The following is a 25,932-nucleotide window of genomic DNA, read 5'->3' as shown; positions in this document are numbered from 1 at the left end:
GTCCGGATCAGGCCGGATCGGGCCGGGCCGGGTCGGTCGGCCAGGTACCGGTGCCGGCCGGGCGGGTGCTCCGTCGTGGCGTGGTGCGCTGCCAGGGCTGGGGGTCGGGGTACGTGAGGAGTTGCAGGGTGCTGCCCCACGGGGTGCGCAGATACGCGAACCGGTTGTGCTCCCCCGCCTCGGGGCCCGGCAGCGGCTGTGCCTCGGCGAGCAGCGAGGCGCCCGCGGCCACGCAGTCCCGTACGGCCGCGTCCAGGTCGTCTGCGTACAGCGCCACATGCTGCCAGCCGAAGTCGCAGGGCAGCGCCGGGGGTTCACGGCGGGGGCCCTCGAACTCGCACAGCTCGATGCCCGGACCGCCGCCGGGGAGCGCCAGCATCCTGATCGCCAGCTGCTGGGTGCCCGCGGGGACGCCGAGCCGCTGCTCGACGTCGCGTCCGCCGTTCGGTCCGTCCTGGCGGCGCAGTGTGTCGTAGAGCACCTCGGCGCCGAAGGCCCTCGCGAGGAAGAGAGTCGCGGTCTCCAGGTCGGGGACGGTGACCCCGATGTGGTCGATGCCTCGCACGCTTGTGGCCGTCATGGCTTCACCGCTCCTGTCCCGGGGCTGCGCCGACGGCCCCGTCCGCCCCGGAGCGGGCCCGCTCCGGGGTCGTGCCCTCGTGCGACCAGGCCAGGAGCCGGTCGGCCGGCCATGTGGTGACGACGCGTTCCGCCGGGATCCGGCACTCCTCGGCGCGGGCGCAGCCGTGGATCTGCCAGTCCAGCTGTCCGGGTGCGTGGGCGTCGGTGTCGATGGCGAAGAGGGTGCCCGCCGCGACGGCGCGGCTCAGCAGGCGCCGGGGCGGGTCGAGCCGTTCCGGGCGGCTGTTGATCTCCACCGCGGTGCCGGCCTCCACGCATGCCGCGAAGACCTCGTCCGCGTCGAAGCGGGACTCCGGGCGCTTCCGGTCCGCGATCAGCCGCCCCGTGCAGTGCCCGAGGATGTTCGCCCGCGGGTGGCGGACGGCCTCGATCAGCCGTCGGGTCATCGGGGCCGGATCCATCCTCAGCTCGGAGTGGGCGGAGACCACCACGATGTCCAGCTGCTCCAGCAGCTCGTCCTCCTGGTCGAGGGAACCGTCGGGCAGGATGTCGCACTCGATGCCGGTGAGCAGCCGGAACGGCGCCCACCGCTCGTTGAGCTCGGCGACCTCCGCCAGCTGCCGGCGCAGCCGGTCCGGGGAGAGGCCGTTCGCCACGGTCAGCCGGGGCGAGTGGTCGGTGAGGGCCGCCCACTCGTGGCCCAGCTCCGCCGCGGTGCGGCCCATCTCCTCGACGGGGCTGCCGCCGTCCGACCAGTCGGAGTGCAGGTGACAGTCCCCGCGCTGGAGCGCGAGGAGGTGCTCGCCGCCCTCGGCGGGGCGGGCGGCGGCCTCCTCCTCCAGCCGTTCCAGATAGCCGGGCACTTCCCCGGCCACCGCCTCCCGGATCACCTGAGCGGTCTTCGGTCCGATGCCCTTGACCGCCTCCAGCGAGCCGGCCGCCGCCCGCCGGCCGACCTCGCCGTCCGGCATCGCGGCCACGGCATCGGCGGCGGTGCGGAACGCGTGCACACGATAGGTGTCGGCCCTGCCGCGTTCGAGCAGGAAGGCGATCCGTTTCAGGGCGCGGACGGGCTCCATCGGCACCTCCACGGGGCCGCCGGACACTGCGTACTGTCCTGTCCCCTCCAGCTTCGCTCAGCCCGGCCCGGCCCGCACAACGGCGCCGGGCGACCGCTCAGCCGAACACGGCGTGCTCCAGCCAGAAGTCCAGCAGCTCCGCGTCACCGAGCACCTCCACCCGGTCGCTGTCCGGCGCCAGGCGCCGGTTGAAGACCAGCATGATGTCGGTGAGCGGGCCGCGCAGCGCCACGGTCGCCTTCTCGTGGGCGTGCCGCCAGGTGAAGCCGTCCTCGCCGAACTCGATCAGCCACTCGGCGCCCGGTACGTCCGTGGCGTGCAGATGGATGGAGCGCCCGGCCCCGGTCAGTTCGGCGGCCCGCTTGTCGCCCACGGATCGCACGAAGGCGACGATCTCCAGCCACTCCTCGATCGTGTCGGCGGCCGGCTCCGGCGCCACCTCGTAGCCGGTCTTCGCCGTGAGTGCCGCGTCGGCGTGGTGGACGATCGTCTCGTGTGCCATCCGGCGGGCCCAGAAGCCCGTGCTCGGCTCCCACGCCCAGGACCACACCTCCTCGTCCGGGCCCGCGGCCCGCAGCGCCTCGGCGGTCCGCGCGGCGCCCTCCTCCAGCCAGGCGTCGAGCGCGGCCGGGTCGTCGCTCCTGGGGGCGTTCTCCGGCACCTGCTCGAACGGGACCATCTCGGTGGCGCGGGTCCGCAGGATCTCGCCGACCCAGCGATGGGCCCTGCCGACATGGAGAGCGAGCTCGCGCAGGGTCCAGTCGGGGCAGGTCGGGACGGTGGCGCCGAGGTCCGCGCCACGGATCGTCGCCCTCAGCGCTTCGGTGCGGGCGGTGATTTCGTCACAGTAGCGGTCGTGCGTGAGTCGGCTCATGTCACGCACCCTAGTTCGATCACGGGCCGAACCCCACCGATTACCCGCCGAGTTGCGAGGTGGCGGGCGCCTTGCCCCGGCGCGGCGTGCCACTCGGGAAACGCCGTCCGGGTCCCCCTTGCTTCCGCCCGGTCGGGCGCCCCGGCCGTGATCCGCCGGACAGGCCCTAACGGCAGCAGTCCGGTTCCAGTCCGCGCGGCAGGTGCTCGCCGCCGAAGACCTCCGTGGTCGCCTCGTGGCCGCCGAGCGCGGCCACGGCGAGCAGCAGCGAACCGGCCGTCCAGGTGGTGAGCTCCTGCGGCCAGAAGGCCCGGTCGCCCTCGAAGACGTACCCGGTCCAGTACATGCCGCCCTCGGCGCGCAGGTGCTGGATGGACTGGAGGATCTCCAGCGCCCGGTCGGACTCGCCCATCACCCAGAGCGCCAGGGCGAGTTCGCAGCTCTCGCCGCCGGTCACCCAGGGGTTGGGCAGCACACAGCGCACCCCGAGGCCGGGGACCACGAAGCGGTCCCAGCTCTCCTCCATCCGCTCCTTGGCGGCCGTTCCGGTGAGCGCGCCGCCGAGGACCGGGTAGTACCAGTCCATCGAGTAGCGGCTCTTGTCCAGGAAACGTTCCGGGTGCTTGCGGATCGCGTGGCTCAGTGCGCCCGTCGCCAACTCCCAGTCGGGCTGCGGCTCCTCGCGCCGTTCGGCGATGGCGAGCGCGCAGCGCAGCGCCTGGTGGATGGAGGAGCAGCCGGTCAGCAGCGCGTCGTCGACGGGGGTCCCGTCGGCTTCGCGCTTCCAGCCGATCTGTCCGCCGGGCCGCTGGAGCCGCAGCACGAACTCGACGGCGGCGTAGACGGTCGGCCACATCCGGTCGACGAAGGCGTCGTCGCCGGTGGCGAGGTAGTGGTGCCAGACGCCGACGGCCACGTACGCACAGAAGTTGGTCTCCAGCGAACGGTCGGTCGGCCGGTCCGCGTCGCCGTCGTGGTACGCGGCGTACCAGGAGCCGTCCTCGTTCTGGTGCCGGGCCAGCCAGTCGTACGCGCGCTCGGCGGCGGCGTGCTCGCCCGCCGCGTCGAGCGCCATGGCGGCCTCGGTGTGGTCCCACGGGTCGAGGTGGTGACCGCGGAACCAGGGCAGGGCGCCGTCCTCGCGCTGCACGGCGAGGAGGGCGGCGACGGTCTCGGCGGCCTGCTCGGCGGTGAGGACTCCGGGCAGTACGAGGTGTTCGGTCTGCTCGGGAACGGTCACGCCTCGGCCCTGGTGAGGTCCTCGGCGGCGGCCACGGGCAGGTGCGGCTTGGTCGCGTACGCCACGAAGCTCTTGCCGACGACCGGGTTGAGCAGCTGCTCGGCGACCCGGGTGGCCATCGGCTTCTTCATGATGTCCCAGACCAGCAGCTTGTGGTACGCGCGGACCGGCAGCGCCTTCTCGTTGTCGACCCCGAAGGCGCACTTGAGCCACCAGTACGGCGAGTGCAGGGCGTGGGCGTGGTGGGTGCCGTACGGCTTGAGGCCGGCGCCGCGGATCCTGGCGAGCAGTTCGTCGGCCTTGTAGATGCGGATGTGGCCGCCCTCGACCTCGTGGTAGGCGTCGGAGAGCGTCCAGCAGACCTTCTCGGGGCCGTAGCGCGGCACGGTGATCGCGATCCGGCCGCCGGGCTTGAGGACCCGGACCATCTCGGCCAGGACGCCCTTGTCGTCGGGGATGTGCTCCATGACCTCGGAGATGATCACGACGTCGAAGGACTCGTCGGGGAACGGCAGGTTGAGCGCGTCGCCCTCCATCGCGGTGGCGGTGGCGCCCTCGGGTGCCTCGCCGGCCTCCTTCATCGCGGCGAACCACTTCGCGACCTCGCGGATCTCCTCGCCGTTCTGGTCGAGGGCCACGACCTGGGCGCCGCGCCGGTAGCACTCGAAGGCGTGGCGTCCTGCGCCGCAGCCCAGGTCGAGCACTCGGTCACCTGCGGCGAGCGGGAAGCGGGTGAAGTCCACGGTCAGCACGAATGCCTGCTTTCGCGGTCGAGGGGGTCAGGGGGCGGGGACGACGGGAACGGGCGGCGGGATCAACGACGGCCGCCGGAAGGCATGGCGCCGGACCGGGCGGCGATCGCCTCGCGGTACAGGGCGGCGGTGCCGATGGCGGCCTGCTTCCAGGTGAAGCGGGAGAGCACCCGCTCGCGGCCCGCGGCGCCGAGCCGGGCGCGCAGCTCCGGGTCGCCGAGCAGCCGGGCGAGCGCGTCGGCCAGTGCCCCGGCGTCGGCGGGCGGGACGGCCAGGCAGGTCTCGCCGTCCGGGCCCGCGACCTCGGGGATCGCACCGCCGGTGGTGGCGACGAGGGGGGTGCCGGTGGCCATCGCCTCGGCGGCGGGCAGCGAGAAGCCCTCGTACAGCGAGGGGACGCAGGCGATCTGGGCGCCGCGCACCAGGTCGACGAGTTCGGCGTCGCTGATGCCCTTGACGAACTCGACGGCGTCCCGGAGCCCGTGGCGCTCGATGGCCTGGGCGACCGGCCCGTCCTCGGCCCGCTTGCCGACGACCACGAGGTGCGCGTCCGGGTTCCCGGCGCGGAGCTTGGCGAGTGCGTCGACGAGGTGGACGAGGCCCTTGAGCGGTACGTCGGCGCTGGAGGTGGTGACGATCCTGCCGGGCACCTCGGCGACCGACGGGTCCGGCGACCAGAGGTCGGTGTCCGCGCCGATGTGCACGACGTGGATGCGGTCCTGGCGCACCCCGAGGTGGTCGACGATCTCCTGCTTGGAGGAGCCGGAGACGGTGAGCACGGACGGCAGCCGGCGCGCGACCCGCTTCTGCATGCGGGTGAAGCCGTACCAGCGGCGCACGGAGGCGCGCCGGCGGCGGGTGTCTGCGGCGTCCAGGTCCAACTGCCGGTCGACGGTGATGGGGTGGTGGATGGTGGTGACGAGCGGGGCGCCGAGTTCCGCGAGCAGTCCGTAGCCGAGGGTCTGGTTGTCGTGGATGACGTCGAACTCGCCGCGGCGGGCGGCGAGATGGCGCCGGGCGCGCAGGCTGAAGGTGAGCGGTTCCGGGAAGCCGCCGGTCCACATGGTGGCGACCTCGGCGGCGTCGATCCAGTCGCGGTACTCGCCGCGCTTCGGGGTGCGGAACGGGTCGGGCTGGCGGTAGAGGTCCAGGCTCGGCAGCTCGGTGAGCGGGACGCCCTCGTCGAGCACGGGATAGGGCTGGGCGCCGATCACCTCGACGCTGTGGCCGAGCCGGGCGAGCTCGCGGGCGAGGTGGCGTACGTAGACGCCCTGGCCGCCGCAGAAGGGGTTGCCCTTGTAGGTGAGGAGTGCGATGCGCAACGGACGGTCATCGGCCCTGCCGGACGGGTCATCACCCGTGCGGGGGCCCGACTCTATGGCCTCAGCGGTCACACTCGGCCCCCTTCTCCCTGCGTGTTCGCCGGAGCGTAACCGCTCACGCTAATCTAGAACAAGTTTCAGACTGGATCGTTCAATGAGCTACGAATCTACCGGCAGGTAGCGTCGGTGCAACGGCCGGATCAGGTGATTCGCGCCACCACCGGGCGCGCTGGCATGCTGTGCGCCCCCGGGAGACCGAGCACCTCCCGCCGGTCGCGGACAGAAGCCATGGATGGGGACACATGACAGCGGAAGCCAAGCCGGCATCGCCGCCCCTGACCGAACGACAGGAGGCCCGTCGCCGCCGCATCCTGCACGCCAGCGCCCAGCTCGCCGGCCGGGGCGGCTTCGAGGCGGTGCAGATGCGCGAGGTCGCGGAGGAGGCCGGGGTCGCGCTGGGCACGCTGTACCGCTACTTCCCGTCCAAGATCCATCTGCTGGTCGCGACCATGCAGGACCAGCTCCAGCACATGCACACGACGCTGCACAAACGCCCCCCGGCCGGTCAGGACCCGGCGCAGCGGGTCGCCGACACCCTGATGCGGGCGTTCCGCGCGCTCCAGCGCGAGCCGCATCTGGCGGACGCGATGGTGCGGGCGCTGACCTTCGCGGACCGCAGCGTCAGCCCGGAGGTGGACACCGTCTCTCGGATCACGACGGCGATCATCCTGGACGCGATGGGACTGGAGCATCCGACGCCGGAGCAGCTGTCCGCGGTCCGGGTCATCGAGCACACCTGGCACTCGGCACTGATCACCTGGCTGTCGGGGCGGGCGTCGATCGCCCAGGTGAAAATCGACATCGACACGGTGTGCCGTCTGATCGACGTGACGAGGCCGGACGCGGCGAAGACAGACCCGACGAAGCCGTAGGACGTGCCGTAGCACACCCGGACCCCGCTCCGGGGCGTTTTCATCACACTCCTCTCACCGTTCCGACCGAAAGGGCCACAAGCCGCTCTTTATCATGGCCATGACCAGTACCGATGGAGAGGAAGACATGGCTGACCAGGCAGGCATCGCAGGCGGCGCGAACGGGACGCAGGCCCCGGGCGGACCGGGATACGGCGCCCAGCCGCCGGCCGGCCACGGATACCCCGGTGGTGCCCCGCTGCCCAGCGGCAAGGCGACCGCCTCGATGGTTCTCGGCATCCTCGGCCTGGTACTCATCCCGATCATCCTGCCGATCATCGCGCTGTGCCTCGGCATCTCGGCCAAGCGCATGGCCGACCGCGGCGAGGGCGGCGGCCGCGGCCAGGCGGTCGCCGGCATCGTGATGGGCAGCGTCGGCATCGCGTTCGCCGTGCTCGGCATGACCGTGGCCACCGTCCAGGCCCTCGCCTGGGTCTGACGGACCACCGCCCGGGACCCGCGCACCGCGTACCGGCCGCGCCGGGGAACCGTACGATCCGGTTCCCCGGCGCGGTTTTCGCTTTCCGGGCCCATGTGCGGCCCCCACATGCGCACCACGCCAGGTGGGGCATTCTGCACCATGTCGACGGCGGCAGGGTGTTCATACGGTTCGGCGACATCACATGAACACGCCGCCGAGGAGCCGGTCACCATGCGTCGCAGAGCCACAGGCACCGCCCGTCACCACAGATCCCTGTCCACCGCCGCCGTGCTGACCGCCGCCGGTCTCGTGCTGGCCGGGTGCACCGCCGCCGGGAAGGCGGGCGAGAGCGACTCCGGCGGGGACTCGAAGAACGGAACCGTCAAGGTGGGTCTGGTGTACTCCCGGACCGGGCTCCTCGCGGACTACGGGAAGCAGTACCGCGACGGGTTCATGGCGGGCCTGGACTACGCGACGAACGGCACCGGCAAGGTTGCCGGGCACCGTATCGAGGTCACCGAGCAGGACGACGCGGGCGACCCGGGCAAGGCGGTCTCCGCGGCCAAGAACCTGATCGGCAAGGGCTCCAAGGTGCTGGCCGGCACCACCGATTCCGGTGTGGCCCTCCAGATGGCGCCGCTCGCCGCCCAGAACAAGGTGCTGTACATCAGCGGCCCGGCCGCCACCGACGCCGTGACCGGCGTCAACGACTACACCTTCCGCTCGGGCCGGCAGTCCTACCAGGACATCCTCACCGCCGGCACGATGCTCGGCGAGGCCAAGGGCAAGAAGGTCACGGTGCTGGCCCAGGACTCCACCTTCGGTCAGGCCAATGTCGCCGCCGTGAAGGCCGTCCTCGGTGCCAGGGGCGCGAAGGTCGGCTCCGTACTGGCCCCGCCCAGCGCCACCGACCTGACCCCGTTCGCCCGGCAGGTGAAGGCGGGCGGGCCCGATCTGGTCTTCGTCGCCTGGGCCGGCTCGACCGCTCCGGCGCTGTGGACCGCACTGGACCAGCAGGGCGTACTGGAGGCGGGCAAGGTCGTCACGGGCCTCGCCGGAACGGCCTCGTACCCGGTCTTCGGCGACGCCGGCTCCAAGGTGTCGTTCCTGGCGCACTACTTCCCCGGCGCGGGCGGCGGCAACGCCGTGGAGAAGTCCATGCTCGACTCGGTCACGAAGGCCGGCGGCACTCCGGACCTGTTCACCCCCGACGGCTTCACCGCCGCGCAGATGGTGGTGCGCGCAATCGAGAAGGGCGGCGCCGACGACACCGCCGCCATGGTGAAGGCCCTGGAGGGCTGGAGCTTCGACGGGGTGAAGGGCAAGGAGCAGGTCCGGGCCGAGGACCACGCCCTGGTGCAGCCGATGTTCGTCGCGAAGCTCAAGGGGAAGGGCGCCGGTGCCCGGCCGGAGCTGGTGACCACCGCGCCGATGGACGAGGTGGCGCCGCCCGCGAAGCCTTCGGCGGGCTGACCGATGGCCGTACCGGACACCACCACCGAGCACCCGGGCGGGGCACGGACCGCCACCCCGGTGCTCCAACTGGCCGGGCTCGGCTGGGGCGTCGGCGGGGCGACGATCGTCGAGGACGTCACACTCAACGTCCACGAGGGCGAGTTCCTGGCCTTCATCGGCCCCAACGGCGCGGGCAAGACCTCCCTGTTCAACCTGATCAGCGGGGTGACCACGGCCACGTCCGGCACCCTCGCGCTGGACGGCACGGACATGACGGACAGCCCCGCCCACGCACGGGCCCGGCGCGGTATCGGCCGCACGTTCCAGACGTCCAGCCTCTGGCCGGCGATGAGCGTCGCCGACCACGTCCGGCTGGCCGCCCAGGCGGCCCGGGGCGGCTCCTACCGGCTGTGGCGGCGGGCCTCCCGGTACACCGCCGAGGTGGACGGCGTACTGGAGCGCACCGGTCTCGGCCACCGGGCACGGGCGACGGCGGCCGAGCTGTCGCACGGCGAGAAGCGGAAGCTGGAGCTCGCGGTGCTGCTGGTGGGCGAGCCACGGCTGATGCTGCTCGACGAGCCGATGGCCGGGGTCAGCGCGGAGGAGGTCCCCGCGCTGACCGAACTGATCCGCACCCTGCACCGGGACGAGGGCCGCACCGTGCTGATGGTCGAGCACCACATGGACGTCCTGCTGGGGCTGGCCGACCGGCTCGCCGTGATGCACCACGGAAAGCTGCTGGCGCTGGACACCCCCGAGGCAGTGACCGCCGACCCGACCGTCCAGCAGGCCTATCTCGGGGAGGGACTGTGACGACCGCGCCCCTGCTCGCCGTACGGGACCTGCGGGTCCTGATCGGCGGCCGGCACATCCTGCACGGCGTCGACCTGGACGTCGCCCGGCACGGAGTGACCGCACTCCTCGGCCGCAACGGCGCCGGGAAGACCACGACCGTGCGCGGCGTTCTCGGCCTCGTCCCGCGCACCGGCAGCGTACGGCTGGACGGCGAGGAGACCGTGTCGATGCCCACCCACACCGTGGTGCGCCTCGGCATCGGTTACGCCCCCGAGGACCGGGGCATCTTCGCCTCGCTGACCGTCGCGGAGAACCTGCGCCTGGCCGAGCGGCGCGGCGCGGACGGGCCCGCCTACGGACTCGTCCATGAACTGTTCCCCGAACTGAAGCGCCGGGAACGGCAGTTGGCGGGGACGCTGTCCGGCGGACAGCAGCAGATGGTGGCGATCGGCCGCACCCTGCTGGGCGGCAACCGGCTGATCATCGCCGACGAACCCACCAAGGGCCTGGCGCCCAAGGTGGTCACCGAGGTCGCCAAGGTGCTGGAGCGGGCCGCCGAGGCGGTGCCGGTACTGCTCGTGGAGCAGAACCTCGCCGTCGTGCGGCGCCTGGCCGAGCACTGCGCGGTGCTCGCCGACGGCCGGACCGCCCATCAGGGACCGGCCGCCGAGCTGCTGGGCGACGCGGAAGCGGCACGGCGCCTGCTGGGTGTCGGACACGGCCCGGCCAACCGAGCACCTTCCGTGGAGGCGGATTCCTGATGTCCACCGTCGTACTGCTCACCATGACCGGACTCGGTCTGGGGGCCCTCTACTTCCTGATCGCGTCGGGACTCTCACTGATCTTCGGCCTGATGGACGTGCTGAACTTCGCCCACGGGGCGCTGCTGTCCATCGGCGCGTACGGCACCTGGTGGGCGGCTTCCGGCCATCTGCCCGGCGCCGGTCCGGGCGGGGCGGGCTTCGTCCTGGCGGTCCTGTTCGGTACGGCGGTGGGCACCGCGGCCGCCGTGCTGCTGGAACTCGCCGTCGTCCGCCCGCTCTACACCCGGCCGCGCGAGCAGGTGCTCGCCACGGTCGGGGTGGGACTCGCCGTCCCGGCCCTGCTGTCGGGCATCTGGGGTTCGGACGCCCGTACCTTCCCCGGTCCGAAGGCGCTGTCCGGCACGTTCGGCCTGTTCGGCGCCCAGGTGCCGGTCAACCGGCTGGTCCTGGTCGCGGCAGCCCTCGTCGTACTCGTGGCGCTGCGGCTCTTCCTGGGGCGTACCCGGCACGGCCTGGTCGTACGGGCCGGGGTCGAGGACCGCGCGATGGTCACCGCGCTCGGCATCGACGTACGGAAGGCGTTCACGCTCGTCTTCGCGATCGGCGGCTGCGTGGCCGCGCTCGGCGGGGCGCTCGGCGGCCTGTACTTCGGCTCGGTCGACCCGCGTCAGGGCACCTCGCTGCTGATCTTCGCGTTCGTCGTGGTCGTCACCGGGGGGATGGGGTCGGTGAGCGGCGCCGCCGTGGCGTCCGTCGTCATCGGCCTGGTCCAGCAGTTCGCCAACTACTACACCGCAGCGGGCCTCGGCGACCTGGCCGTCGTCGTCCTGCTCGCCGCGCTGCTGCTCGTACGGCCGCGCGGACTGACCGGGAGGCTCGCGTGAGCACCGCCACCGAGACACACCACCGCACCGGCGAGGACGGCACGGCCGCGCGGGCCCCCGGGAACACCGCCCGGCTGCTGCGCCGCTGGTGGCCCGCCGCCGCACTGCTGGTCCTGGCCCTCGCCCCCTTCAGCGCGCTGCCGCTGCCGGGGCTCCTGGACGGCCCGCTGGGCAGCCCGGGAAGCCTTCAACTCCTGGCCACCTGCCTGCTGTTCGGCGCGCTGGCAACCGGCTACGATCTGCTGCTCGGCCGCACCGGGCTGCTCTCCTTCGGGCACGCGCTCTACTTCGCTGCGGGCAGCTACGCCACGAACACCTTCCTGCTGGAGGCGGGGCTCCCGTTCGCGGTGTCCGCGCTGCTCGGCGTCGCCTGCGGGATCGCGCTCGCGCTGGTCCTGGGCTCGGTGAGCCTGCGGGTCACCGGCATCGGCTTCTCCATGGTGACGCTGGCGTTCGCCCAGGCGGGATCGATCCTGGTCTCCCGCAACCCCGGCGGTCTGACCGGCGGCGAGGAGGGCCGGGCCGCCCCCGCCGAGCTGCTGCCGTCCGGGCTCGTGGGCATCGAGAACACCGCGAACCTCTACTGGCTGGCCCTCGCCTATCTGGTCCTCACCCTCGCCGTCGTCCACCGGGCGGTCAACTCCCCCACCGGACGCGTCTGGGAGGGCATCAAGGAGAACGAGCGCCGGGTGGAGGTGCTGGGACTGAAGCCGTACGGGTTCAAGCTCACCGCCTTCGTCCTGGCGGGCGCCCTGGCCGCGCTGGGCGGTCTGGTGCACCTGCTGCTCACCGGCGGCTCGACCCCCCAGACGACCACCTCCGACTTCACCCTGTCCCTGCTGGTGATGGTGGTGCTGGGCGGATCCGGCACCCGGTGGGGGCCGATGGCCGGCGGCATCCTCTACACCTGGGCCGATCACCGGCTCGGCGATCTGGCCGGATCGGGCGCGGTCGCCGAGCTGCCCGCGGTGCTGCGGGTGCCGCTCTCCCAGCCGCTGTTCCTGCTCGGTGTGCTGTTCGTGGCCGTGGTACACCTGCTGCCCGGCGGCCTGGCCCGGCTGCCCTCCCGGCTGGCCGCGGGGCGCCGCGGCCGGACCGGCACCGAAACGCCCGCGGACAACAAGTCCCGGAAGGAGAACGGACGCCTGTGATCACTTACGAAGAGGTACGAGTCCCGGTGACCGGCGGCGAGCTGACGGTCCTGCGGTGGCCGGCCCGGGAGCCCGGGGCGCCGGTCGTCGTCGCCCTGCACGGCATCACCGCCAACGCACTGTCCTGGGGGCCGGTGGCAAGGCTGCTGGACGGCCGCGTCACCCTGGTCGCGCCGGATCTGCGCGGCCGGGCCGGGAGTTCGGCGCTGCCCGGCCCGTACGGGATCGCGGCGCACGCCGACGACGCGGCCGCCGTGGCCGCGGCACTGGGGGGACCGGGCCGGGTGGTGCTGGCGGGTCATTCGATGGGCGCGTTCGTGACGGCGCTGGCCGCCGTGCGGCACCCGGAGCGGTTCGGGCCGCTGCTGCTGGTCGACGGCGGCATAGGCTTCCCCGCCCCCACGCACCTGTCCCCGGACGAGCTGATGACCGCCGTGATCGGCCCGGCGATGGACCGGCTGTCGATGACCTTCGCCGACCGGGCCGCGTACCGCTCGTTCTGGCAGGCGCACCCCGCCTTCGCGGATTCCTGGTCGGACGAGGTGGACGCGTACATCCAGCGCGATCTGACCGGGGACGAACCCGCCATGCACTCCACCTGCCGGATCGAGGCGGTGCGCACCGACGGCATCGGCCTCTTCGACGAGGAGGTGCTGACGGCGGTACGGAAGCTGCCCGTTCCGGCGACGCTGCTGTGGGCGCAGCGCGGGCTGATGGACGAGGAGCAGGGCCTGTACGACGAGGACCGGCTGGCGGCGGCGGCTCTCGGGGGCACCCGGTTGACGCCGGTGGCGGTCCCGGACGTCAACCACTACACGGTGCTGACGGGGGACGCGGGCGGCAAGGAGATCGCGCGCCGGCTGGTGGACCTGGCCGGCGTCTGACGACTCGGTTCGACCTGGGGCGGCCGGCCGGCCCTCACCGGCCCCGGCCGCCCGTCAACAGGTGCAGTCGCAGGGCGAGTTGCAGTTCCAGGGCCCGGTCCGGTTCGTTCCAGTCGCGCCCCAGCAGCACCTGCACCCGATCCAGCCGCTGCACCACCGTGTTGACGTGCACGTGGAGTTCGTCCTTGGCGCGGACGAGGCTGCCCCCGGATCCGAAGTAGGCGCCGAGGGTGCGCACCAGATGGGTGCCGCGCTGCGCGTCGTACTCCAGCAGCGGCCCGAGCGTCGCCGAGACGAAGCCGTCGACGTCCTGCGCGTTGCCCAGCACCACGCCCAGGAAGCCGAGTTCCTCGACGCAGGCCCCTTCCCCGGTGCGCCCGAGGACCCGCATCGCGCGCAGGCAGCGGACGGCCTCCTCGTACGCGGCGGCCAGTTCCCGGACGCCGCGCGCCGGGCCGGTGGCGGCGACGGTGACGGGGGTCTGGGCGAGCCGGCCGAGCTGGTCCGCCGCCGCGCGGGCCGCGTCGCCCGCGGCCGGCCGGGGGTCCCCGGCCTCCACCAGCAACACCACGGCCCCGGCGTGCTCCGCGCTCACCCCGTGGATGCCCCCGCCGAACAGATAGCGCATCGCGGCGGGCGCCAGCCGCTCCCGGGCCCCGCCCTCGGCGACCAGCAGCAGATGCGGGCGGTCGAGGTCGATGCCCAGGCGCCGGCCGCGTTCGGTGAGTCCGGCCGGGTCGCGGTCCGCGTCGGTCAGCAGGTCGGAGATCAGCTCGCCGCGGATCCGGTTCTCGGTCTCGGCGACGGTGCGCCGCAGCAGCAGGAGCAGTCCGGTGACCACGGAGGCCCGCTCGAACAGCCGCCGGTCGGAGTCGTCGAGCTGCCCGCGCCGGTGCAGGACCAGCCCTGCCAGGATTTCCTGCCCGGCGAGGACCGCGCAGATCCACCGGCCGTCGCGGTGCACGGCGCGGGCGCCGGTACGGGACTCCTCGGCGGTCTCGGCCAGCCATCCGGCGTCCATGCCGTCGGCGGCGAAGTCCGCGCCGTCGGGCCGGACGGCCGCCAGGGGCCGCCCGCCGGGGTCGTGGATGGTCAGCGGGGAGTCCAGCAGCCCCGCGACCGCTGCCGCGACATCCTTGACGTCCCGGCCGCGCAGCACCAGGTCGGTGAGCCGGTCGTGGGACTCCTCGGCCCGCCGCATGGCCGCCGAATGCGCCCGCACCGCCGCGTTCGCCTCCGCCAGTTCGGCGTTGGCCCCGGCCAGTTCGTCCAGTGCGGACCGGGTGTCGGCGAGCGCGCGGGCGGTGTCGATGGCGATCGCGGCATGGGCGGCGAGCGAGCAGAGCAGGGCGACCTCGTCGGGACTGAAGACGCGGGGCGCCCGGTCGGCGGCGAAGAGGACGCCGATGACCTTTCCGGTCCCGCCGCGGCTGGAGCCGAGGAGCAGCGGCACGCCCAGGATGGCGACGAGCCCCTCGTCCAGCACCCCGGCGTTGATGTTGCGGGTGTGGTGGAAGCGGTCGTCGGTGCGGTAGTCGGGGGTCGCGTACGGTCGCGCGGTCTGCGCCACGAGGCCGCCCAGCCCGTGGCCGAGCTCCAGCCGCAGCCGCTGGAAGACCACCGAAACCGATCCGTCGGTGACCCGCATGTAGGTGTCCCCCGCCTCCTCGTCGGGGAGGGTGAGGTAGGCGGTGTCCGTGCCGAGCAGCATCCTGGCCCGGCGGACGATCGCCTTCAGCACGTCGTCGAGGTCGCGGGAGGCGGCCAGGTCGCCCGCCGTGTCGAAGAGCGCGGTGAGTTGGAGCTCGCGACGGCGGTGCTGGCGCAGGGCGCCCCGGATCCGCAGGGCGGTGGTGGTGGCCCGCTCCACCTCCGCCAGGTCGCCCGCGGGCACCCCGGCGGCACGGGCCTGCGAGGAGACGGCGCCCAGCGCCTCGGCGGGGGCGTCGTCGGCCAGCAGGTCGAACAGGCGCCGCAGATGGGGCGCGGCGGAGGTGGACGGTTCAGACATGGGCGGGCCGGCAATCGTAGGGGGCGGGGGTCAGTTGGCGGTCCAGCCGCCGTCCATGGCGAGCGAGGTCCCGGTGATGTGCCCGGTGCGCGGCCCGCAGAGCCACAGCACGGCCTCGGCGACGTCATCGGGCTCGATCAACTGCTTGATCGCGCTGCGTTCCAGCATGACCCGGCCCACCACCTCCTCCTCGGAGATGCCGTGCGTACGGGCCTGGTCCGCGATCTGGTTCTCGACCAGGGGGGTGCGTACGTAGCCGGGGCAGACGCAGTTGCTCGTCACCCCGTGCCCCGCCGCTTCGAGCGCCACCACCTTGCTGAGTCCCTCCAGTGCGTGCTTGGCCGTCACATAGGCCGATTTGTAGGGGCTGGCCCGCAGTCCGTGCACGGACGAGATGTTGACCACGCGCCCCCAGCCGCGTTCGTACATGCCCGGCAGGGTCCGGCGCAAGATGCGGAACGGGGTCTCCACCATGACGCGCTGGATCAGCGCGAAGCGCTCCGGCGGGAATTCGTGCACGGGCGCGACGTGCTGGAGCCCGGCGTTGTTGACCACGATGTCCGCGCCGTCGGGCAGGGTGTCCACCGCGTCGGGGTCCGAGAGGTCGACCACCCACGCGGTTCCGCCGATCTCATCCGCCAGGCTCTTCGCGGCTTCGGCGGCCCTGTCCACCACGTGCACATGGGCGCCGGCCGCCGCCAGGGCCTGGGCGCAGGCCCGCCCGATCCCGCTCGCGGCGCCGGTCACCAGGGCGGTGCGCCCGGCGAGCAGCGGGTTCGCGGGGGGCGGGACGGTGAGCGGGCTGGGCCCGGGGTCCGGGTGCTGAGGAGTCTCCATGGCCGTCACCGTAGGGAGGCCGGGGCCCTCGTCACACGGGGCCGGCGCACACACCGTCGCACCCCGGCATGGCGGCGGCCCACATGGTGCGGGTCCGGCGGCGGGCCGGCGGTGCGCGGCGTCCGGGCCCGCTTGGCGCCCCGCGCACGGTGCCGCCCGCAGCGCGGCACCCCGGGGGCGAGGACGCGACGGCGGCGCCGCACACAGCCGGGAGCGGGGGTGTCCGCCGGGCCCATGGGCGCGGTCTCCCCCACTCCCCGGCGTCCGCACCGCGGTTCCCCCGGGAGCCGCAACACCCCGCCCCCGGCCGTGATCCGCCGGACAGGCCCTAATCCTCCGGCGGGAAGACGATCTCGCCCGAGCCGGCCATCGTGATCGTGATCGCCTCGACCGGGCAGCCCTCGGCGGCCGCGAGGACCTTCTCGTCGGCATCGGTCTCCGGGTCCGACGGGCGCGACTGCCGGGCGGAGTCCAGCGCGAAGCGTCCCGGCGCGTGGTTCAGGCACATCCCGGAGCCGATGCAGATGCTCCGGTCGACCTCCACGGACCAGCGGTCCCCCATCACGCCCCCTCGTATCCGGCCGGCAGGTGGATCATCTTGTGCTCGAAGTACTCGCCGTACCCCTCGGGGCCGAACTCCCGCCCCAGACCGGAGTTCTTGTACCCGCCGAACGGGCCGAGCATGTCGAGGCTGAAGGTGTTCACGCTGTACGTGCCGGTCCTGACCCGGCGGGCGATGTCGATGCCGCGTTCGGTGTCGGCGGTCCAGACGCTGCCGCTGAGGCCGTAGTCGGAGTCGTTGGCGATCCGTACGGCCTCGTCCTCGTCGCCGTACGGCAGCAGGCAGATGACGGGGCCGAAGATCTCCTCGCGGGCGATGCGCATGGAGTTGTCGACGTCCCCGAAGAGGGTCGGCTCGACGTACCAGCCCCGCTCCTGGGACGCCGGACGCCCGCCGCCGGTGAGGATCTTGGCGCCTTCGTCCTGCCCGATCCGGATGTAGTCGAGCGAACGTCGCTGCTGGCGCCGCGCGACCAGCGGGCCCAGTTCGGTGGCGGGGTCGAGCGGATCGCCGATCTTCAGCGCGCCCGCCGCGGCGGCGAACGCCTCGGCCGTCTCGTCGTAGCGGGAGCGCGGGACGAGGATGCGGGTCTGGGCCACGCACGCCTGGCCGTTGATCATCCAGGCGAACGGGACGATGCCCGCGACTGCGGCGTCCAGATCGGCGTCCGGGAGGATGACGGCGGCGGACTTGCCGCCCAGCTCCAGGGTGACCCGGGTGAGATTGCGGGAGGCGACCTCCATCACCCGGCGCCCGGCGGCCACGGACCCGGTGAACGACACCTTGTCGACTCCGGGGTGCCCGACCAGGTACTCGCTGACCTCGCGGTCGGCCGGGAGGATCGACAGCACCCCCTCCGGCAGCCCGGCCTCGGCGGCGATCTCGGCCAGGATGTAGGCGTCCAGCGGGGATTCGGGCGATACCTTGAGCACGGCGGAGCAGCCGGCGAGCAGTGCGGGCGCGAGCTTGGCGGCGGCGGTGAACTGCGGAACGTTCCACGGCACGACGGCCGCGACCACCCCGACCGGCTCCCGGCGCACCAGCAGCGGTCCGAGCGCCCCGGCCCGCCGTTCCTCGTACGGGAATTCGCGGGCGACGGTGATCGCCGAGTCCCACACCATCATCGCGGCGAGCGCCTGCACCATGACGCTGGAGGTGTACGGGGTGCCGTTCTCCGTGCTGATGACCCGGGCGATCTCCTCGTACCGCACGGCGAAGGCGTCCTTGATCCGGGTCACCACCGCGATCCGCTCGTCCAGGCCCGTCCGCGCCCAGGGTCCTTCGTCGAACGCCCGCCGCGCGGCGGCGACGGCCCGGTCCACATCCGCCTCGCAGGCGTGCGGCACCCGGCCGATGACCTGTTCGGTGTGCGGCGAAACGACCTCGATCGTGTCCCGGCCCAGCGGATCGACCAACTCCCCGCCGATGAACAGTTTTCCGTGTTCGACAAGCTCGGTCATCTCTGCTGCCTCCCGCGGCCCGGCGCGTTGCCCGAACAGTCATCTGACTCTCTGTCAGAACTGATACCAGTTCCAGTTCCAGGAGTCCACGTCCGCGACGTCACCCCGGACGAGATGGTCGACCGGGGCTACTACTGGAACAAGTTCTCGTTACAGTGGGGGCGGCGCACCGGAGCCGCAAAGCCGTACGTCGTCCGGAGAGATGGGGACCTCATGACGCAGGTGACCGACCACGGCGGGGGTGTGCACAGCATCAAGGTGCCCATCCCGGACAATCCTCTCGGCCATACCCTCGTGCACGTCCTGGACACCGACCGCGGGCCGGTCCTGATCGACACCGGGTGGGACGACCCCGAGGCGTGGGACACGCTCGAAGCCGGGCTCGCCGCCGTCGGTACGGAGGTGGCCGACGTCCACGGGGTGGTCATCACCCACCACCATCCCGACCACCACGGGCTCTCCGGGCAGGTGCGTGAGGCTTCCGGGGCCTGGATCGCGATGCACCCGGCGGACACCGCGATCGTGCGGCGTACCCGGGAGTCCCGGCCCGGTACCTGGCTGACGTATCTCGCGGCCAAACTCAGCGCGGTCGGTGCGCCCGAGGAGCACCTCGCGCCGTTGCGGGCCGGCGGGGGGCGGGCGCGGGCCCTGCCGGGGTCGCGGCCGGCGCTGCCGGACCGGGAGATCGTCCCCGGTGAGCTGCTCGCTCTGGCGGGGCGCAGGCTGCGGGCGATCTGGACGCCCGGGCACACGCCGGGGCATGTGTGCCTGCACCTGGAGGAGGAGCATCCGGGGAATCTGCCGGGCCGGGGGCGGCTCTTCTCGGGGGATCATCTGCTGCCGGGGATCAGTCCGCACATCGGGCTGTACGAGGGCCCGGACGACGCGGCGGTCGGCGATCCCCTCGGCGACTACCTGGACTCGCTGGAGCGGATCGGCAGGCTCGGGGCCGCCGAGGTACTGCCCGCCCATCAGTACGCCTTCACCGATGCGGCGGGACGCGTACGGGAACTCCTCGGTCATCACGAGGAGCGGCTGACCGGACTGCTCGGGCTGCTGGCACAGCCGCTGACGCCGTGGGAGCTGGCCGAGCGGATGGAGTGGAACCGTCCCTGGGAGCAGATCCCGCACGGCTCCCGGAACATCGCCGTCTCGGAGGCGGAGGCGCATCTGCGGCGGCTGGTGAAGCTCGGGCGCGCGGAGGCGGTGCCGGGGAGCGAGCCGGTGACGTACATCGCGGTGTGAACGCTGAACGCAGCGCGGGGCGGGCCGCCCCGCGCTGCTCATCTCACCGGCCGGGCCTCACTGACCCACCCTTCCGTCGATGCACTCGCGCAGCAGGTCGGCCTGCCCGCAGTGCCGGGCGTACTCCTCGATCCTGTGCACCAGCAGCGACCGGACGGAGATCCCGTCCTTCCCCAGCCGCTCGCCCAGGTCGGTGTGGGCGGCCAGCGCGGCGTCGGTCGCGGCCTGCTCGCGCTCCAGATCGGCGTACGCGGCGTCGACCACGGCCTGCTCGGCGACGGCTCCGTCGAAGTCCGCGTCACGCTTGCCGTACAGCTTCGGCAGCGGTTCGCCGTCGGTGATCCAGTTGCGCCAGTCCCGTTCCACCTCGGCGAGGTGGCGCAGGAGGCCGAGCAGCGACATCGTCGACGGCGGGACCGACCGACGGGCCAGCTGCTCCGCGTCCAGGCCCTCGCACTTCATCCGCAGGGTCAGCCGGTAGTCGCTCAGGTATTCCTGGAGCGTCGGAAGCTCTCCGTCCGGACCGGGGCCCTCCGAGTCGCGGGGGTCGTCGTCCGGGTCCGCCCACATGTCGGGGTAGACGGTCGCCTGGGTCCAGCGTGCGGGGTGATCACTCATGCGGGACATGGTCTTGTGTGCGGGGCGGAAACCGCCAGTGGGTTTTCCGCATTGCGGGCCGGCCGAAGCCGCCCCGGGCCCGTCCGGGGCCGCCCGGTAGAGTGTGCGGGTCGTCATCATGCCCGTTCAGGGGGAAGCCGGTGCGAATCCGGCACTGACCACGCAGCCGTGAGCCGTCGTCGCAGACGGTGAGTCGGAATGCCCTGTCCGCGGTCGTGACCGGCTCGGACCACCGGACCCACCGATGGTCGGCACCGTCGAGGTATACGGAGCCGGAGCCTGGTGCCTGAGCGTGCCTGTGCCCGGTTCACCCCGCAGGAGAGGCCCCGCCCGCCATGACCGTACGCCGCAGCGCAGCGACGCTCGCCGCCACCGCCGCCGTGCTCTGCGCGGCCGCTGCGCCGGTCGCGGTCGCAGCGCCGTCCCCCTCGCCCTCGCCGTCCGCCGCACTGCCCGCCGGGCTGTACGGCACGAAGGACCCCACCTACGACGGGGTGTGGCGGCAGTCGATGGCCTTCCTCGCCCAGCGGGTCGAAGGGGTCACGCCGGCCGCGAAGTCGGTGGACTGGCTGGTCTCCCAGCAGTGCGCCGACGGCTCCTACGCCGCGTTCCGGCCCGATGTCTCCAAGCCGTGCGACACGAAGACGGTGCGGGACACCAACGCCACCGCGGCCGCCGCCCAGGCACTGGTCGAGGTCGGCGGACACCGGGAGACCGTGAACAACTCGGTGCGCTGGCTGAAGTCCGTGCAGAACGAGGACGGCGGCTGGGGCTACACCGCCGGCGCGCCCAGCGACGCCAACTCCACGTCCCTGGTGATCGGCGCCCTCGCCCGGCAGGGGCAGAAGCTCGCGGACATCACGACCCCCGGCGGCAAGACCCCCTACGACCCGCTGCTCGCGCTGGCGATCCCGTGCGGCGGCAAGGACGGCGGTGCCTTCGCGTACCAGAGCGACAAGAAGGGGAAGCTCACCGCGAACGCGGACGCCACCGCGGCCGCCGTGCTCGGCACGATGGGCAAGGCGATGGCCGTCGGGAACAACGCCGCGGGCAAGGCGCCCGTCTGCCGGTCCGGTTCCGGCCTCACGCCCGAGCAGGCCGCCCAGAACGGCGCCCACTACCTCGTCGGTGCCCTCGCCGGCAGCAATCACCTGAACCAGGCGCCGATGCCCGGTGCCGCCGACTCCACCCCGCAGCCCGACTTCGGCAACACCGCCGACGCGGTCGTCGCCCTGTCCGCCTCCGGCCACCAGGACAAGGCGGCCGGGGCCATCGGCTGGCTGAAGAAGAACTCCGCGGACTGGGCCGCCCGGAGCGGCCCCGCCGCCTACGCCCAGCTGATCCTGGCCGCCCACTCGACCGGCGACGACGCCCGGGACTTCGGCGGCGTCGACCTGGTCGCCCGGCTGAACACGGCCGGCCCCGAGCCCGCCGCCGTCGTGACGCCCGACCCCTCCGCCGACACCGGCTACGAGCCCACGGAGAAGGACCAGGTCCACAGCGGCGACGACGTGATCGGCGGCGTGTGGTGGTACGTCGGCATCGGCCTCGTCCTCGCCGCGATCGCGTTCTTCCTGATCAGCGGTCGCCGGAAGAACAGGCAGCCGTGAGGCGCGCGGTACGGGCCACCGCGCTGCTGGTGGCCCTGGGCGCCGTCCTGGCCGTGCTCGGCGCGGGACCGGCCCAGGCGGCCGGCTATCGGTACTGGTCGTTCTGGGAGAGCTCCGGCTCCGAGTGGACGTACGCCACCCAGGGCCCGTCCCTGGTCCGGCCGGACGACGGGGCGGTGCAGGGTTTCCGGTTCTCGGTGAGCGAGGACTCCGAGGACTCGGCGAAGCCGCGCCGCGCCCCCGGCTTCACGGAGATCTGCGCCGGCACCCCGGCCAAGGACGGCACCAAGCGGATCGCGCTCGTCATCGACCCCGGCACGGCCGCGGACGCCCCGGCCGGTGAGAAACCGCCCGCGCCGCGCACCGCGTGCGCGCGGGTCGGCCCCGACGCGAGCGCCGCGGAAGCGCTCGCCGCGGTGGCCGAGCCGCTGCGGTACAGCAGCGATGCGATGCTCTGCGCGATCACCGGCTACCCGGCCTCGGGCTGCGGCGAGCAGGTCTCCGGCGACGGGCAGGGCACGCCCGCCGAATCCGCGTCCGCGTCCGCCTCCGCCGCACCGTCCGCCTCCGTCGGCTCGGGCGGCTCCTCCGGCCCGTCCGCCGGGGTGCTCGTCGGGGTCGGCGCCGTCCTCCTCCTCGGTGTCGCCGCGGTCGTGCAGGCCCGCCGCCGCCGCGGATGACCGCCCCGACCGGCTCCGCTGTCCTGGCGCGCAGCCGCCCGCTGCGCGCCCCAGAGGCGAACCGGAGCAACGCCCTGCCCGCCGGGGCCTGGTGGCTGTGGGCGCTCGGCCTCGCCACCGCCGCGTCCCGGACCACCAATCCGCTGCTGCTCGGGCTGCTGGTGGGGGTGGCCGGTTACGTCGTGGCGGCGCGCCGCACGGACGTGCCGTGGGCCCGTTCGTACGGGACGTTCATCAGGATCGGGCTGTTCGTCGTCGGTGTGCGGCTGGTCTTCTCCGTCTTCCTCGGTTCGCCGATCCCCGGTACGCACACCGTGTTCACGCTCCCCGAGGTACCGATGCCCGACTGGGCGAAGGGGGTCAGGGTCGGTGGCCGGGTCACCGCCGAGCAGCTGCTCTTCGCGCTGTACGACGGGGCGAAGCTGGCCACCCTGCTGATCTGCGTCGGCGCGGCGAACTCGTTCGCCAACCCGGCCCGGCTGCTGAAGTCGCTGCCGGGCGCACTGTACGAGGCGGGCGTCGCGGTCGTCGTCGCGATGACGTTCGCGCCGAACATGGTCGCCGACGTGATGCGGCTGCGCACCGCACGGCGGCTGCGGGGTCGTCCGACCCGCGGCGTCAAGGCGGTCCTCCAGATCGGGCTGCCGGTCCTGGAGGGCGCGCTGGAGCGGTCGGTCGCGGTGGCGGCGTCGATGGACGCACGCGGATACGGGCGCACCGCCCAGGTCCCGCCCGCCGTCCGGCACACCACGAACGTCCTCACCCTGGGCGGGCTGCTCGGGGTGTGCGCCGGTACGTACGGTCTGCTGGCCGCGCAGGGCGCGGTGTACGGGCTGCCGCTGCTGCTCGCCGGGCTCGTCGCCGCGACGGCCGGGCTGCGGCTCGGCGGGGCCCGTTCGGTGCGTACCCGCTACCGGCCCGACCGGTGGGGTGCGCGGGCCTGGCTGGTGGCTGGTTCGGGTGCCGCGGTGGCGGTGGCGATGATCTGGGCGGGCAGTGTCGACGAGGCGGCGCTGCACCCCGGGGTCGTGCCGCTGGCCGCGCCGGTGCTTCCGCTGTGGCCCGCGGCCGCGGTGCTGATCGGGCTGCTGCCCGCGGTGGTGGCGCCGGTGCCGCCGTCGGCGGGCGCCCCGCGTTCCAAGGAGATCCAGTGATCCGGTTCGAGCAGGTCTCGGTGCACTACGAGGGGGCGGCCGGTGCCACCCTCTCCGGGGTCGATCTGACCGTTCCCGAGGGCGAGTTGGTGCTGCTCGTCGGCCCGTCCGGGGTCGGCAAGTCGACGCTGCTCGGTGCCGTTTCGGGTCTGGTGCCGCACTTCACCGGCGGCACGCTGAGCGGCCGGGTCACGGTCGACGGGCGCGACACCCGTACCCACAAGCCGCGTGAACTCGCCGATCTGGTCGGCACGGTGGGCCAGGACCCGCTCTCCCACTTCGTCACCGACACGGTCGAGGACGAGCTGGCGTACGGCATGGAGTCGCTGGGCCTGGCCCCGGACGTGATGCGGCGGCGGGTCGAGGAGACCCTGGACCTGCTGGGGCTCGCCGGGCTGCGCGACCGGCCGATCGCCACCCTCTCCGGCGGCCAGCAGCAGCGGGTCGCGATCGGTTCGGTCCTCACCCCGCACCCGAAGGTCCTGGTCCTCGACGAGCCGACGTCCGCGCTGGACCCGGCGGCGGCCGAGGAGGTCCTCGCCGTGCTGCAACGGCTGGTGCACGACCTGGGGACGACGGTCCTGATGGCGGAGCACCGGCTGGAGCGGGTGGTGCAGTACGCGGACCAGGTCGTCCTGCTGCCGTCGCCGGGCGCCGCCCCGGTCATGGGCGCCCCGGCGGACGTCATGGCCCTCTCCCCGGTCCGCCCGCCGGTCGTCGCGCTGGGCCGGCTGGCGGGGTGGGAGCCGCTGCCGCTCTCGGTCCGCGATGCCCGGCGCCGGGCGGCGGGCCTGCGCGAGCGGCTCGCCCCGGTGCGGCCGCCCGTTCCGGAGCCGGTGACCGCTCCCGTCCTGCCGCCCCCGGCCCCCTCCCCCGTGCGGCGCGGCGCCCTGGCCCGGCTGCTGGGCCGCGGCGCGCGGGCGGCCGACGTTCCCGGGTCCGTCGACGACGCCACGGCCCGGGTCGAGCGGCTCGGCGTACGGCGCGGCCGGGTCGAGGCGCTGCGCCGGGTGACGCTCACCGTCGCCCCCGGCGAGACCGTTGCCCTGATGGGCCGCAACGGGGCGGGCAAGTCCACCCTGCTGGCCACGCTCGTCGGCATGGTCGAGCCCACCACCGGCACCGTCCTGGTCGGTGGCCGGACCCCGCACCGCACCGAGCCGCGCGACATGGTGCGCCGGGTCGGCCTCGTACCGCAGGAGCCACGGGATCTGCTGTACGCGGACACCGTCGCCGCCGAGTGCGCCGCGGCCGACAGCGATGCGGGCGCCGCCCCGGGCAGCTGCCGGGCCCTGGTCTCCGAGCTGCTGCCGGGCGTGCCGGACGACACCCATCCCCGTGATCTCTCCGAGGGCCAGCGCCTCGCGCTGGCCCTGGCGGTCGTGCTCACCGCGCGGCCCCCGCTGCTGCTCCTGGACGAGCCGACCCGCGGCCTCGACTACGCGGCGAAGGCCCGGCTGGTCGGGGTGCTCCGGGGCCTCGCGGCCGACGGCCACGCGATCGTACTGGCCACGCACGACGTGGAGCTCGCCGCCGAACTGGCGCACCGGGTGGTGATCCTCGCCGACGGGGAGACCGTCGCGGACGGCGAGACCCGGGAGGTGGTGGTGTCGTCCCCGGCGTTCGCCCCGCAGACCGCGAAGATACTCGCCCCGCAGGAGTGGCTGACCGTGGCCCAGGTGCGCGCCGCGCTGGGAGAGCCGTCGTGAGCGGGCGCGTCGTGGGCGGGCGCCAGGTGCGGCCGGTACGGCTCGGGCCGCGCGCGATCGCCGCGCTCGTCCTGGTCAGCGCCATCGGTGTGGTCGCGTTCGGCTGGCCGCTGCTGGCCGGCCCCGGCGCCGACCCGGCGCACTTGCAGGACGCGCCGTGGCTGTTCGCCGCGCTGCTGCCGCTGCTGGTCGGGGTGGTCGTCGCGATGATCGCGGACTCCGGTCTGGACGCCAAGGCCGTGGCGATGCTGGGGGTGCTGGCCGCGGTCGGCGCTGCCCTGCGCCCACTGGGGGCGGGCACGGCGGGGCTGGAGCCGATGTTCTTCCTGATGGTGCTGAGCGGCCGGGTGCTCGGGCCCGGCTTCGGCTTCGTGCTCGGTTCGGTGACCATGTTCGCCTCGGCGCTGCTCACCGGCGGGGTGGGGCCGTGGATGCCGTTCCAGATGCTGGCGATGGGCTGGTTCGCGATGGGCGCGGGCCTGCTGCCGGGCCCGGACCGGCTGCGCGGGCGGGCCGAGCTGCTGATGCTGGCGGGGTTCGGGTTCGTGGCGTCGTTCGCGTACGGCACGGTGATGAACCTGTACGGCTGGACGATCGTGCCCGGCCTCGGCTCGGGCATCGCCTTCCACCCGGGCGATCCGCTGGCCGACAACCTGGTCCGCTTCCTCGCGTACTGCGCGGCCACCTCGCTCGGCTGGGACCTGGGCCGGGCCGTGCTCACCGCGGTGCTGACGCTGACGGTCGGCCCGGCGCTGCTGAAGGCGCTGCGCCGGGCCACCCGCCGCGCCAACTTCGAGGCCCAGGTCACATTCGACGCTCCTCGCGAGTGAGGGCTCCGACACTTCCGGATTCCGGTACGAGGGTCCCGGCCT

At 73.5% G+C, this 25,932-nt stretch carries 25 protein-coding genes and 1 riboswitch; of the genes, 14 read left to right on the top strand and 11 right to left on the bottom strand.

The features are described 5' to 3' along the window. Positions 1-7 precede the first annotated feature (7 nt). From IE107_RS06315 to IE107_RS06290, 6 genes are all read right to left on the bottom strand, one after another. A complete protein-coding gene (locus IE107_RS06315) occupies positions 8-580 on the bottom strand; it encodes a VOC family protein (RefSeq protein ID WP_189541878.1) in 573 nt (190 codons plus the stop codon). A gap of 4 nt (positions 581-584) precedes the next feature. Continuing rightward, a complete protein-coding gene (locus tag IE107_RS06310; protein WP_189541876.1) occupies positions 585-1,661 on the bottom strand; it encodes a PHP domain-containing protein in 1,077 nt (358 codons plus the stop codon). Between the two features lie 97 nt (positions 1,662-1,758). Continuing rightward, complete coding sequence (locus tag IE107_RS06305; protein WP_189541874.1) at positions 1,759-2,535, bottom strand: maleylpyruvate isomerase family mycothiol-dependent enzyme; 777 nt, start codon at positions 2,533-2,535, stop codon at positions 1,759-1,761. Positions 2,536-2,701: 166 nt separating this feature from the next. After that, the gene (locus tag IE107_RS06300; protein WP_189541872.1) at positions 2,702-3,775 is read right to left on the bottom strand and encodes a prenyltransferase/squalene oxidase repeat-containing protein; all 1,074 of its coding nucleotides are present in this window, start codon (positions 3,773-3,775) and stop codon (positions 2,702-2,704) included. Then, positions 3,772-4,527 carry a class I SAM-dependent methyltransferase gene (locus IE107_RS06295; RefSeq protein WP_189541869.1) on the bottom strand — a complete coding sequence of 252 codons (756 nt, stop codon included), beginning with the start codon at positions 4,525-4,527 and terminating at the stop codon, positions 3,772-3,774. Before IE107_RS06295 ends, IE107_RS06300 begins: the two co-directional genes overlap by 4 nt. 62 nt (positions 4,528-4,589) lie before the next feature. Then, the gene (locus IE107_RS06290) at positions 4,590-5,921 is read right to left on the bottom strand and encodes a glycosyltransferase family 4 protein (protein WP_189541867.1); all 1,332 of its coding nucleotides are present in this window, start codon (positions 5,919-5,921) and stop codon (positions 4,590-4,592) included. Positions 5,922-6,151: 230 nt separating this feature from the next. On the opposite strand from IE107_RS06290, the gene IE107_RS06285 reads away from it, so the two are divergent. The 8 genes from IE107_RS06285 to IE107_RS06250 all read left to right on the top strand — a co-directional run bounded on the left by IE107_RS06285 (position 6,152) and on the right by IE107_RS06250 (position 13,174). Then, a complete protein-coding gene (locus IE107_RS06285; protein ID WP_189541865.1) occupies positions 6,152-6,781 on the top strand; it encodes a TetR family transcriptional regulator in 630 nt (209 codons plus the stop codon). A gap of 127 nt (positions 6,782-6,908) precedes the next feature. Next, on the top strand, positions 6,909-7,259 hold the full coding sequence (locus IE107_RS06280; protein ID WP_189541863.1) for a DUF4190 domain-containing protein: 351 nt from the start codon (positions 6,909-6,911) through the stop codon (positions 7,257-7,259). Positions 7,260-7,472: 213 nt separating this feature from the next. Beyond that, positions 7,473-8,714 carry a substrate-binding domain-containing protein gene (locus tag IE107_RS06275; protein ID WP_189541861.1) on the top strand — a complete coding sequence of 414 codons (1,242 nt, stop codon included), beginning with the start codon at positions 7,473-7,475 and terminating at the stop codon, positions 8,712-8,714. 3 nt (positions 8,715-8,717) lie between these two features. After that, on the top strand, positions 8,718-9,509 hold the full coding sequence (locus IE107_RS06270) for an ABC transporter ATP-binding protein (RefSeq protein WP_189541859.1): 792 nt from the start codon (positions 8,718-8,720) through the stop codon (positions 9,507-9,509). After that, positions 9,506-10,252, top strand: a complete 747-nt coding sequence (locus IE107_RS06265) for an ABC transporter ATP-binding protein (protein ID WP_189541857.1) — start codon at positions 9,506-9,508, stop codon at positions 10,250-10,252. Before IE107_RS06270 ends, IE107_RS06265 begins: the two co-directional genes overlap by 4 nt. Continuing rightward, entirely contained in the window at positions 10,252-11,139 is an 888-nt protein-coding gene (locus IE107_RS06260; protein ID WP_072483430.1) for a branched-chain amino acid ABC transporter permease, read from the top strand. The genes IE107_RS06265 and IE107_RS06260 overlap by 1 nt, the downstream gene beginning before the upstream one ends. Next, entirely contained in the window at positions 11,136-12,290 is a 1,155-nt protein-coding gene (locus IE107_RS06255; protein WP_373302400.1) for a branched-chain amino acid ABC transporter permease, read from the top strand. The genes IE107_RS06260 and IE107_RS06255 overlap by 4 nt, the downstream gene beginning before the upstream one ends. Beyond that, the gene (locus IE107_RS06250; protein ID WP_189541855.1) at positions 12,287-13,174 is read left to right on the top strand and encodes an alpha/beta hydrolase; all 888 of its coding nucleotides are present in this window, start codon (positions 12,287-12,289) and stop codon (positions 13,172-13,174) included. Before IE107_RS06255 ends, IE107_RS06250 begins: the two co-directional genes overlap by 4 nt. Positions 13,175-13,208: 34 nt before the next feature. Here the strand turns inward: IE107_RS06250 and IE107_RS06245 are convergent, their stop codons facing one another. The 4 genes from IE107_RS06245 to IE107_RS06230 all read right to left on the bottom strand — a co-directional run bounded on the left by IE107_RS06245 (position 13,209) and on the right by IE107_RS06230 (position 18,044). Next, positions 13,209-15,185, bottom strand: coding sequence for a helix-turn-helix domain-containing protein (locus tag IE107_RS06245; protein WP_189541853.1), 1,977 nt, complete (start codon positions 15,183-15,185; stop codon positions 13,209-13,211). Positions 15,186-15,215: 30 nt separating this feature from the next. Then, the gene (locus IE107_RS06240) at positions 15,216-16,022 is read right to left on the bottom strand and encodes a 3-hydroxybutyrate dehydrogenase (RefSeq protein WP_189541851.1); all 807 of its coding nucleotides are present in this window, start codon (positions 16,020-16,022) and stop codon (positions 15,216-15,218) included. 328 nt (positions 16,023-16,350) lie between these two features. Then, positions 16,351-16,584, bottom strand: coding sequence for a ferredoxin (locus tag IE107_RS06235; protein WP_189541849.1), 234 nt, complete (start codon positions 16,582-16,584; stop codon positions 16,351-16,353). Continuing rightward, positions 16,584-18,044, bottom strand: coding sequence for an aldehyde dehydrogenase (locus IE107_RS06230; protein WP_189541847.1), 1,461 nt, complete (start codon positions 18,042-18,044; stop codon positions 16,584-16,586). Before IE107_RS06230 ends, IE107_RS06235 begins: the two co-directional genes overlap by 1 nt. A 213-nt stretch (positions 18,045-18,257) precedes the next feature. Between IE107_RS06230 and IE107_RS06225 the strand changes: the two genes are divergently transcribed. Beyond that, entirely contained in the window at positions 18,258-19,289 is a 1,032-nt protein-coding gene (locus tag IE107_RS06225) for a Strvi_7410 family MBL fold metallo-hydrolase (protein ID WP_189541845.1), read from the top strand. A 57-nt stretch (positions 19,290-19,346) separates the two neighbouring features. Here the strand turns inward: IE107_RS06225 and IE107_RS06220 are convergent, their stop codons facing one another. Beyond that, positions 19,347-19,907 carry a DinB family protein gene (locus IE107_RS06220; protein WP_189541843.1) on the bottom strand — a complete coding sequence of 187 codons (561 nt, stop codon included), beginning with the start codon at positions 19,905-19,907 and terminating at the stop codon, positions 19,347-19,349. 90 nt (positions 19,908-19,997) lie between these two features. Continuing rightward, positions 19,998-20,132: riboswitch (cobalamin riboswitch) on the top strand. 110 nt (positions 20,133-20,242) lie between these two features. Between IE107_RS06220 and IE107_RS06215 the strand changes: the two genes are divergently transcribed. Genes IE107_RS06215 through IE107_RS06195 form a run of 5 tightly spaced genes read left to right on the top strand, consistent with a single transcriptional unit; the run spans position 20,243 to position 25,890 of the window. Then, positions 20,243-21,517, top strand: coding sequence for an SCO2321 family membrane protein (locus IE107_RS06215; RefSeq protein WP_189541841.1), 1,275 nt, complete (start codon positions 20,243-20,245; stop codon positions 21,515-21,517). Continuing rightward, complete coding sequence (locus IE107_RS06210; protein WP_189541839.1) at positions 21,514-22,197, top strand: SCO2322 family protein; 684 nt, start codon at positions 21,514-21,516, stop codon at positions 22,195-22,197. The genes IE107_RS06215 and IE107_RS06210 overlap by 4 nt, the downstream gene beginning before the upstream one ends. After that, positions 22,194-23,351: an energy-coupling factor transporter transmembrane component T gene (locus tag IE107_RS06205; RefSeq protein WP_189541838.1), complete on the top strand. Its 1,158-nt coding sequence runs from the start codon at positions 22,194-22,196 to the stop codon at positions 23,349-23,351. Before IE107_RS06210 ends, IE107_RS06205 begins: the two co-directional genes overlap by 4 nt. Continuing rightward, on the top strand, positions 23,348-25,060 hold the full coding sequence (locus tag IE107_RS06200; RefSeq protein WP_189541836.1) for an ABC transporter ATP-binding protein: 1,713 nt from the start codon (positions 23,348-23,350) through the stop codon (positions 25,058-25,060). Before IE107_RS06205 ends, IE107_RS06200 begins: the two co-directional genes overlap by 4 nt. Continuing rightward, entirely contained in the window at positions 25,057-25,890 is an 834-nt protein-coding gene (locus tag IE107_RS06195; protein ID WP_189541834.1) for an ECF transporter S component, read from the top strand. Before IE107_RS06200 ends, IE107_RS06195 begins: the two co-directional genes overlap by 4 nt. Positions 25,891-25,932: the final 42 nt, after the last annotated feature.

The sequence above is a fragment of the Streptomyces gelaticus genome (genome assembly GCF_014649535.1).
Lineage (GTDB): Bacteria > Actinomycetota > Actinomycetes > Streptomycetales > Streptomycetaceae > Streptomyces > Streptomyces gelaticus.
Note: the sequence above shows the minus strand (reverse complement) of the source record. Positions and strands in the feature narration are given on the sequence as shown.